The sequence below is a fragment of the Pseudomonadota bacterium genome (assembly GCA_039815145.1).
In the GTDB taxonomy this organism is placed as follows: domain Bacteria; phylum Pseudomonadota; class Gammaproteobacteria; order Steroidobacterales; family JBCBZW01; genus JBCBZW01.
Window position 1 is genome coordinate 1 of record JBCBZW010000177.1, and the last position, 8,848, is coordinate 8,848.

At 68.5% G+C, this 8,848-nt stretch carries 9 protein-coding genes; 6 read left to right on the forward strand and 3 right to left on the reverse strand.

Annotated features, from left to right (window positions below; all coding sequences use genetic code 11):
• The 6 genes from AAF184_23275 to AAF184_23300 form a co-directional block, all read left to right on the forward strand.
• Positions 1 to 1,827: thioesterase domain-containing protein (locus AAF184_23275; GenBank protein MEO0425277.1), on the forward strand; the 1,827-nt coding region annotated here is incomplete at its 5' end.
• A 61-nt stretch (positions 1,828 to 1,888) separates the two neighbouring features.
• Positions 1,889 to 2,998, forward strand: coding sequence for a HupE/UreJ family protein (locus AAF184_23280; GenBank protein MEO0425278.1), 1,110 nt, complete (start codon positions 1,889 to 1,891; stop codon positions 2,996 to 2,998).
• A 27-nt stretch (positions 2,999 to 3,025) separates the two neighbouring features.
• Positions 3,026 to 4,396 carry a lipopolysaccharide biosynthesis protein gene (locus tag AAF184_23285; GenBank protein MEO0425279.1) on the forward strand — a complete coding sequence of 457 codons (1,371 nt, stop codon included), beginning with the start codon at positions 3,026 to 3,028 and terminating at the stop codon, positions 4,394 to 4,396.
• The gene (locus AAF184_23290) at positions 4,396 to 5,724 is read left to right on the forward strand and encodes a nucleotide disphospho-sugar-binding domain-containing protein (GenBank protein MEO0425280.1); all 1,329 of its coding nucleotides are present in this window, start codon (positions 4,396 to 4,398) and stop codon (positions 5,722 to 5,724) included. The genes AAF184_23285 and AAF184_23290 overlap by 1 nt, the downstream gene beginning before the upstream one ends.
• The gene (locus AAF184_23295) at positions 5,721 to 6,248 is read left to right on the forward strand and encodes a protein tyrosine phosphatase family protein (GenBank protein ID MEO0425281.1); all 528 of its coding nucleotides are present in this window, start codon (positions 5,721 to 5,723) and stop codon (positions 6,246 to 6,248) included. Before AAF184_23290 ends, AAF184_23295 begins: the two co-directional genes overlap by 4 nt.
• Positions 6,248 to 7,150, forward strand: coding sequence for an alpha/beta fold hydrolase (locus AAF184_23300; GenBank protein ID MEO0425282.1), 903 nt, complete (start codon positions 6,248 to 6,250; stop codon positions 7,148 to 7,150). The genes AAF184_23295 and AAF184_23300 overlap by 1 nt, the downstream gene beginning before the upstream one ends.
• A 15-nt stretch (positions 7,151 to 7,165) precedes the next feature.
• Here the strand turns inward: AAF184_23300 and AAF184_23305 are convergent, their stop codons facing one another.
• From AAF184_23305 to AAF184_23315, 3 genes are all read right to left on the reverse strand, one after another.
• Entirely contained in the window at positions 7,166 to 7,678 is a 513-nt protein-coding gene (locus tag AAF184_23305; protein MEO0425283.1) for a CAP domain-containing protein, read from the reverse strand.
• The gene (locus tag AAF184_23310; GenBank protein ID MEO0425284.1) at positions 7,671 to 8,492 is read right to left on the reverse strand and encodes a tetratricopeptide repeat protein; all 822 of its coding nucleotides are present in this window, start codon (positions 8,490 to 8,492) and stop codon (positions 7,671 to 7,673) included. The genes AAF184_23305 and AAF184_23310 overlap by 8 nt, the downstream gene beginning before the upstream one ends.
• A 41-nt stretch (positions 8,493 to 8,533) precedes the next feature.
• Positions 8,534 to 8,848, reverse strand: a 315-nt coding sequence (locus tag AAF184_23315; protein MEO0425285.1) for an aldo/keto reductase, incomplete at its 5' end; no start/stop codon positions are given.

Below are 8,848 nucleotides of genomic sequence, written 5' to 3' on the forward strand. Positions count from 1 at the left end.
ACGCACGTTCAGATGCTGGAGACGCTGCCGCGCCTGCCTAATGGAAAGGTCAATCGTCAGCGCCTGCCCGCGGTGGTGGCAACGGCGGCGACTGCCACCGCGCCGATCGCCTACGCCGACGACACGGAGCGCGACCTGGCCGCGATCTGGCGCAAGCTCCTCGGCGTCGAGCAGGTGGTGCCGCAGGATGACTTCTTCGAACTGGGCGGACACTCGCTGGCGGGCGTGAGCTTGATGCTCGAGATCGAGCGCCGCTTCGGCCGCAGCCTGCCCCTGGCAGCCCTGTTCGAAGCCTCACGTTTGGGCGCGCTGGCGCAGCGCTTGCGCGAGGAAGGCGGCCCCCGCGCGCGGACCCCGCTGCTAATCCCCGTGCAGCCTAAGGGGGCGCGGCCACCGCTCATCTGCGTGCACGGCGGTGCGCGCCAGGCCGCCCGACACCTGGGCGAAGATCAGCCGGTCTACCTGGCCTTCACCCACCTCTCCGATCGCGATTCGGAAGGCAACTCGGTGCAGACCATGGCCGAGCGCTACCTCCATGAGGTGCGCGAGGTGCAACCCCAAGGGCCCTATCGCCTCTGCGGCTTTTCCTTCGGCGGCAAGATCGCCTACGAGATGGCCTGCCGTCTGCGCGGCGAGGGCGAGGACGTGTCCCTGGCCCTGTGCGATCCGCCGCCGCCGGCGGGCGCGGACTACTACCGCCAGCAATGGCGCTTGCGCCGTGAGGAGATGAAGACCAAGGGCGTGGGCGGCGGCGGCCTGCAGTGGATGGGACGAATCCTGAAGGGTCGCCTGCGCACCTGGCGCATGCGCCTGCTCGATGCCTACTTCTCGCGCACGCGCCAGACCTCGCGGGTGCTCTACGGCGTGTCAGGCGCGCTGCTGGCCCTCGGCCTTGCCGTGTGGATCGGTGCGGGGTGGGTGCTCAACCAGCCGACCTGGCGACCCCTGGTGCTGGAGCTAACGCCCTCGCAAGCTGACGGCGGCACCTTCATCGCCGAAGAGGACGGGCGCGTCGAGCTAGCGCTCGAAGTGGATAAGGCCTTGCCGCTGGCGGCCCTGCGCCGCGCGGCCTTGCCGGTCAAGCAGCCCCTGGCTCTGGACTTGCGCTGGCAGGCATTGCGCGAGGACGCGGCCATGATCGCGAGCGGCGATGTGCGCGACTACGCCTACATCGATCCGGGGCCGCGCACCCTCCCCGGTCGTCTGCGCCGGATCCTGCTGCGCGTGCCCTTCGGCCAGAGTGATCGCTACTTTGCGAGCTTCGGTCTGCTCGGCCTGCCCGCGGCGGAGCGCGGCGTCGGTGCCTTCGAGGTGGAGGCGGGCAAGCTCTATCGGATCAACGTGGAGACCGGCGCCGACCTTGCGACCATCGAGAACCTCGCGCCGCGCTTCGTGGCACGCCTCGACCGCGGTCGCTTCGCCGAGCGCCTGGCGCGCACCGCCCCCTACTCGATCGGCGGTCTGGTGACGGTCGCCCTGGGCCTGCTGCTCGCCCTGCTCACCTTCATCCGCCAACATCAGAACACCCCCGCGTCCCTGATCAGCTATCGCGACCGTCAGCACTACCGCCGCATGAGCGCGCGCTATCGCTACCCCGCCTACGACGGCGACCTGTCCCTCATCCTGCCGGAGACCTACGAGGTCTACCGCGAGGAGACGGCGAAGGCCTGGGGCGAGAAGGTGCGCGGCACCGTGCACCTGGAGCTGATCGCGGGCGCACGCCGCCACGTGGACTTGATCAACGAGACGGCCGGAGAACACCTGGCTGCCGGCCTCGACCGGTGGCTGCGAAGTGCCGAGAAAGAGAGACATGAAGCAAAGCAATAAGAAAAACCGCTCCCTAGGAGCTGCACTTGCCTGCCTGTGCTTAGGGCTGACGATGGCGGGCGTGTCCCACGGACACGCTCTGGGGCAGGGCTACATCTTCCTGAACGTGGGCCTCGATCGCCTGCATGGGGAACTGCAGATCACCCTGGACGACCTCGACAAGGCCTTCGACCTCGACGCGGACGGCGACGGCAAGTTCAGCGAGGGGGAAGCGCAGACGCGCATCGACGAGATCCTCGCCTACATCGAATCACGGGTGGCGATCGGCACGCCCGAGGGCGACTACACCATCGACTGGACCGGCTACGAGTACCGCCGCTACCCCGAGGGCAAGTACCTGGCCTACCTCTACGAGGTGCGCGACCCGGGCGCGGTGCCGGACGTGCTACGCCTGCGCTACGACCTGCTGTTCGACGTCGACGATCGCCACCGTGGCTTTCTGGTGATCCCCACCAACGCCAAGGGTAAGGGCGTCGACACCGGCGAGGAGACCACGCTCTCGTTCTCCCCGGACCAAAACGAACGCACCATCGACGTCACGGCACTCTCGCCGTGGACCAGCCTGGTCACCTTCATCGGCTCCGGCATCTGGCACATCTGGATCGGCATCGATCACATCCTGTTCCTGCTGGCGCTGATCCTGCCGGCGGTGCTCCTGCGCCGCGAGCCCGAGGGCTGGGCGCCGGTGCACGACTTCGGGCCCGCCCTGTGGAACGTGGTCAAGATTGTGAGCCTCTTCACCTTGGCGCACACGATCACCCTGTCGCTGGCGGCGCTCGATGTGGTGCGCCTGCCCTCGCGCTTCGTCGAGTCGGTGATCGCCGCCTCGGTGGTGGTGGCGGCGGTGAACAATCTGTTCCCGGTGCTGCACAAGCGCATGGGCCTGCTCGTGTTCGGCTTCGGGCTGTTCCACGGCTTCGGCTTCGCCAGCGTGCTGGCCGAGAAGATCCAGAATCGCAGCAACATCGTCATCGATCTTCTGGGCTTCAACATCGGCGTGGAGATCGGTCAGGTGGCGGTCATCCTGGTGATCTTCCCCGTGCTGTTCGCCCTGCGCGGCACCGCCGCCTACCTGCGCTTCCTGTTCCCCGTAGGCTCCGCCGTGATCGGCCTGCTGGCCCTGGGTTGGCTGGTGGAGCGTGCCTTCGGCCTTGAGTTTCTGCCTATCTGATCGACCGCGTCGCCGGCGCGGCGCGGTATGCTCGGGGCCGCGCCGGGCGCAGACCACAGCGGCCTCGAGGGCATGATGGAAGACCAGGGCACCAACTCATCGAGGCGACGCTCGCTGCTGTCGAAGCTGCCCTTCGATGTGGACTTCGCCCGCAGCGTGGCCGTGCTCACCAGCGGTGGCACGGGCGCGATGCTGATCACGCTGTTGCTCACGCCGATCATCGCGCGCCTGTTTCGACCCGCGGACTTCGGCGAGATGGCGGCGCTGCTGGCCCTGGCGCAACCCTTGGTGACCGTGGCCACCTTGCAATTGGGTAAGGCGCTGACGTTGCCCAAGACCCACGAGGAAGCCCGCGCGCTGGCGCACAGCGCCACCACCTGGCTGCTGGTCTTCTGCGCCTTGCTGACGCTGAGCATGGCCCTGCTGGCAGGCCCCCTCGACGGCAGCGTCGCGGTGGATCTGCGGCGCTGGTGGTGGGTGGTGCCGTCGCTCGTCTTCGTGTTGGGCCTGACCGCGCTAATCAACGGTTGGAACACGCGTGAGAAGCAGTTCGCCATCATCGCCACGGGGCAGGTGTCTCGGGCGTCGGCCACCGGTGCCACCCGCATCGGGGCGGGCCTGGCTTTGGGCTCTTCCGCCGCGGGGCTGATCACCGGATTCCTCGTCGGTGCGCTGGTGCAGTTGCTGCTCATCGGGCGGCGCCTGCCGGCGGACGTCGGTGCCTGGCGGCCGCCGGCGCGCTTCGCCGAGGTGAGTCAACCGATCCTCGCCTACCGCGATTTCCCGCTGCTGAGCATGCCCACCACCTTCCTGCGCGCGGTGGCGCAGGCGCTGCCGCAGCTCGCCTTGGCCGCGCTCTACTCGAGCGCGGCCGTGGGGTTCTACGCGATGGCCGTGCGCCTGGTGGGGGCGCCCGGCAACGTGCTGGCCATCTCCGTACGGCGCGCCTTCAACCAGCGCGGCGCGCGCATCCATCAGGCGGGACGATCCCTGCGCGGTGCCTGGTGGAAGAGCACGCTGGCGCTGGCCGCGATCGGGTGGTTGCCGACCGTCGGCCTCATGGTGGCCGCGCCGTGGCTGATGAGCGCCCTGATGGGTGAGACCTGGGCGGGTGCGGGCGCCTACGCGCAGTTGATGGCCGTGCTCCTGTTCACCCAGTGGTTGAGCGCGCCGTCGTCGGAGGTGTTGGTGATTCTGCGTCGTCAGCAGGATCCGATGAAGGTGCAGTCAGCGGTGTTGCTGGGGCAGTTCGTGGTGGTGGGGGCGGGGGCCGCGCTCGGGGTCGATGCCCTCGCGATGGTGGCGATGCTGGTGGCCGTGCGCGTGCTGGCGGACATCGCGCTGATCGCCGCGGCCTGGCGGGCGATCGCCACCGCGCCTCAGGCGACCGCTCCCTGATGGCACGCCTGGCGCTGGTGACCGTCGGCATCACCAGTCACCTAAACGCTTGCTTAGCGTTGGCGGAGAGGCTCGCCGCCGCCGGGCACACGGTGCTCCTGGCGAGCGCCCGCCATGCGATCGCGGATCGGGTGGCGCAGGAGGGAGTGGCCTTCATGGCCCTGGGCGAAGGCCCGGTGGCCGGCGAGACGGTCGGTGCAGGCCCGCGCCGTCAGGCGCGCTTCGAGGCGGCGCTCCAGGGCTTCGGTATCAAAGCCCTGATCGATGCCTGGCGGCCGGATCTCGTGCTGGTCGATTCCGAGTACCACGCCGTCATTCTGCAACTGCTGGGGCTCGGCGTTCGGCCGCTGATTCTCGAGTACCACATCGCCCCGCGCCGGCGGCCCGGGTTGCCGCCGCCCACCTCCTCGATCGTGCCGGGGGAGGGCGCGATGAGCCGCCTGCGCGGCGCCGCGCAGTGGTGGTCGTTGCTGCTGCGTCGACGGGCGCGACTCGCGCTGGGGGCGTTACGTGCACGGGGCAAAGACGACCTCAGCGCCTGGAAGCGCATCGCCCGTCGCGAGCGGCTGGACTGGCGCGACACGGTGCGAACAGACCATTGGCCAATCCTGACCTACCCGAAGCTCACCCACCTGTACCTCAACTCGGGGGCGCTGCAGTTCCCCGGCCACGGCGAGGATCCCGCGTACGTCGGTCCTATGGTGCAGACGGCCCGTGCGGAATCGAGCCAGGGCGACGCGATCGACGATGTGCGTCGCTACCTCTCGTCTCGCGACCGATCGCGCCCCCTCGTGGCCTGCCTCATGGGCAGCATCCTCTCCCTGCCAGATTTTCTGCGCCGGGTGCGCGACGCGGCTCATGGAGCGCCCTTCGATCTCCTGATCGCCCACGGAAAACGCCTGCAGATCAGCGATCTGGCACCCCTGCCAGAAAACGTCTACGCCGCCTCCTACGTGCCTCAGCTGGAGGTGCTGAAAGCGGCCCAGGCGCTGGTCTGCCACGGCGGTATCGCCACCGTGAACGAGGCAGTGCTGGCGCAGGTGCCGATGCTCGTGTGCTCGGGCGGAAGCCTCGATGAGTATGGAAATGCCGCACGCGTGGTTTACCATCAGTTGGGTCTGCGCCTCGATCTGGAGCGCGCCAAGGTCGGCGAGCTGCGCCAGGCCATCGAGACCCTGTTGCAGGGGCGTCATTTTCGAGAGGGCTTGGCACGCATGGCGGCGGCGTACCGCGAGTGCGATCGGCGAGGGCTTGCCGTTCGCCGTGTCGAAGCCTGCTTGCCATCGCCATCACCCCCGAACCACGAAGACGGAGTTACCTCGCCGTGAATAGGATCGTTAGCCGATTGGCGCTCACCGCTGGTCTCATTCTCGTCAGTGTCCGCGGATTCGCTGACCTCGGCGAGATTCACAATTACCACGAGGTGGATGACTCCCTGTCAACGGGCGGTCACGTGATGGCGCCGCAGGTGCCCGAGCTCAAGGAGGCCGGCTTCGAGCTGGTGGTCAACCTGGCCACGGTGCAGGAGGACCACAATGCGAGCGACGGTCCGCGCATCGCCGCCGAGGGTATCGCGTACATGCACATTCCCGTGCCCTGGTCCTCGCCCACGCTGGAAGATCTGGATCTGTTCTTCGCCGTGATGGACGCGCGTGCCGATCGCAAGACCCTGGTCCACTGCATGGCCAACTACCGCGCGTCGGCGTTCGTGTACCTCTACCGCACCTTGCGCATGGGGGTGTCGGAGGCCGAGGCCCGCCCCGACCTCGAGGTGGTGTGGGACGCGGATGCCTGGCGCGAGTATCCCCAGTGGGCGGACCTCATGAAGGCGGCGAAAGCCCGGGCGAACTGATGCCCCCCACGCTCGAGCAACCGGTAGCGCTCACGGCGCGCGACGGCGCCCGCCTCACGGGTACGCTGCACGAACCGTCCGACACCTGCCACACGGCATTGCTGATCAACTCCGGCACGGGCATTCCGCGCCGCTTCTATCGTCGCTTCGCGCAACACGCGGCCAAGCGCGGCTTCGCTACCCTCACCTACGACTACCGTGGCATCGGGGACTCGGCGCCCACCTCCCTGCGACGCTACTCGGCCCGCTACCGCGACTGGGGCCAACGCGACGTGCCGAGTGCCATCGACTGGCTGACGCAACGCTACCCGCACGCGCCGCTGACCGTCGTCGGGCACTCCACGGGCGGCCAGCAACTCGGCTTCGCCGACAACGCGGAGCGCGTGCGTGCTGCCCTCTTCGTCGCCGTCTCCACCGGCTATTGGGCAGGGATGCCCTGGCCTTTCCGCTGGTTCGCCTACGGGCTGTTCCGCTTCTACCTGCCGCTGGTGTCGCCGGTCTACGGCTACGCGCCGGCGAAGAAGATCGGGTGGGGCGAGAACTTACCGACCGGTGTGGCCCGCGAATGGGGCTCTTGGTGCATGGAGCCGGACTACCTCGCCGCGTTCCTCGACGGCAGCGGGCGCCGCGCGTCCCTCGACGGCAAGCCCTTCGGTGAGGTGCACTTCGATCGCCTCACCTGTCCCATCCTGGCCTACGGGTTCGAGGACGATCAGATCGCGACGCGTGAGAACGTCGACGGCCTGATGCCGCTGTTCGCTGCCGCCGACGTCACCCAGCGCTGGTGGTCACCGCAGGCGGTGGGTGTGCGCGAGATCGGTCACCTCGGGTTCTTCCGCGACGGCGTGGGCAGCGCGCTCTGGGACGATGCGCTGATGTGGCTGCGCGAAGAGGCGACCTAGCGTCCTGAGTTAGCCCTAGCGACGGGGTTGGGCGAAGTCGACGGTCCAGTACCAGCGGTAATAGCTGTCGGCGTTGACCGCGCGCGCGCCACCCACATGGGTGAAGGCGCGCTTCATGAGGTTCACGCAATGCTGGGGGCTCTCGAGCCACGCGTAGACCGTTGGCGCCGCCTGCTCTCGTCCCGCGGAGACGTTCTCGCCCCAGGCCTGCGGTGAGTAGCCTGCCGCTCGCAACCTGCCCAACACGCGCTTGCCGTCGGAGCCCTCGTGGGCGAGAAAGCTGTTGCTCGCCATGTCTTCGCTGTGGCGCTCGGCGGCGGCGACGATCTTGCAGTGCCAGCGCACGGGCGGCGCTGCGGGCATGGATTGCTTACCGCACTCCCGGGCCTTGGCGCGGGCGTCGTTGATCGCCTCGAGCAGCGCGCGCTGCTCTGCGTTCATGCAGGCGGGCTCGTCTGCGGCGTAGGCGAAGGCCGGGACGCACAGCGCCAGCGCTGCCAGGGCCCGGCACATGCGGCGACTAGCCATTGGGGAGGTCTTGCGGCCGGCTGCCGTCGTTGGGGAATCGCAGCTTGAGGTAGCCGAGCATAGCCTTTGGCTCGCGGGCCACGATTCGTGGACGGAAGCGCGCCCGGTCCAGGATGTTGCGCATGTCGTTCATGAGCTTGCGGCCCGCGGTGGAGCCCTTGTCCTCGATGTCGCGGATGCGCCCGTCGGCGGAGATCTCGAAGGTGAACCAGACGATCTGGTCTTCCGAGGAGCGGTAGCCCTTGGTGGGGCGCAGATCCAACAGGTTCTGCGCTTGTCGGAAGTAGTCGTTGGCGGCTCGCTCGCTGGTCTTCTCCACCAGGAGGTCCCAGGCCTTGAGGTACTGCTCGCGGGCGGCATCGTGGTCTGAGGCCACCTGGAGGAGATCGCCGTACTGGGCATGGGCATCGAGCAGCGGCTCGTTCTGCGGTGGCGGGAGTTCCCCGTAGATGGCGATGGCCTTGGCGAAGGCTTCGCGGGCGGCGGTAAGGGGGCCGGGGTCGCGCCGCGTATCGGCGACCGCCTGGGTGTAGTGGGTGCGGCCGATCAGCACGTAGAGCTCGGCGTTGCGCGAGGTGTTGTCGCCGTAGACCACGGTGGTGGACTTGATGGCTTCGCGAAAGTCCTTGCGCGCCAGCTTCCACCGCCCACCCGCCATGTACTGGTAGCCGCGTTGCACGAGCTTGTCGGCGTAGCGCAGCTCGGCGGCTTCGCGGGGGGTGAACTTCCTGGGTTCGTCTTGGGCCGAGGCGGGGAATGCGCCGAGAAGCGCGAGGGCGATGGCGAGGAAGGTGGTGACGGGCGATGCGGTCACGGGGAAGTCTCCTTGTTCTGCGTGCTGGGAGCCCACGGCCCTCAGCGCTCTGGTTTGCCGCCGAGGCGCGCCATGGCCGAGGGGCGGTAGCGCTCGCCGCGCACGTCGTCGGCGTGGAATGCCGCGTCGACGGCCGCCACGATGCTCGGCGCGAGCGGTTCGCGAGCGGCGATGGCGTTCTCCTCCACGTAGCGTACGCGCTTAGTACCCACGATAGGTACCACGCGCGGTGAGCGCGCCAGCAGCCAGCCGAGGCTCAGCTGTGCCACGGTCAGATCCGCGTCGTCGGCGATGCGCGTCAGGGTGTCCACCAGGCGGGCGTTCTCCTCGATGTGCTCCGGCGAGTAGCGCGGAAA

Coding starts and splice junctions, on each gene's coding strand:
- AAF184_23285 (MEO0425279.1), top strand. CDS start 3,026: ATGCTCGGGGCCGCGCCGGGCGCAGACCACAGCGGCCTCGAGGGCATG.
- AAF184_23290 (MEO0425280.1), top strand. CDS start 4,396: ATGGCACGCCTGGCGCTGGTGACCGTCGGCATCACCAGTCACCTAAAC.
- AAF184_23300 (MEO0425282.1), top strand. CDS start 6,248: ATGCCCCCCACGCTCGAGCAACCGGTAGCGCTCACGGCGCGCGACGGC.
- AAF184_23305 (MEO0425283.1), bottom strand. CDS start 7,678: ATGGCTAGTCGCCGCATGTGCCGGGCCCTGGCAGCGCTGGCGCTGTGC.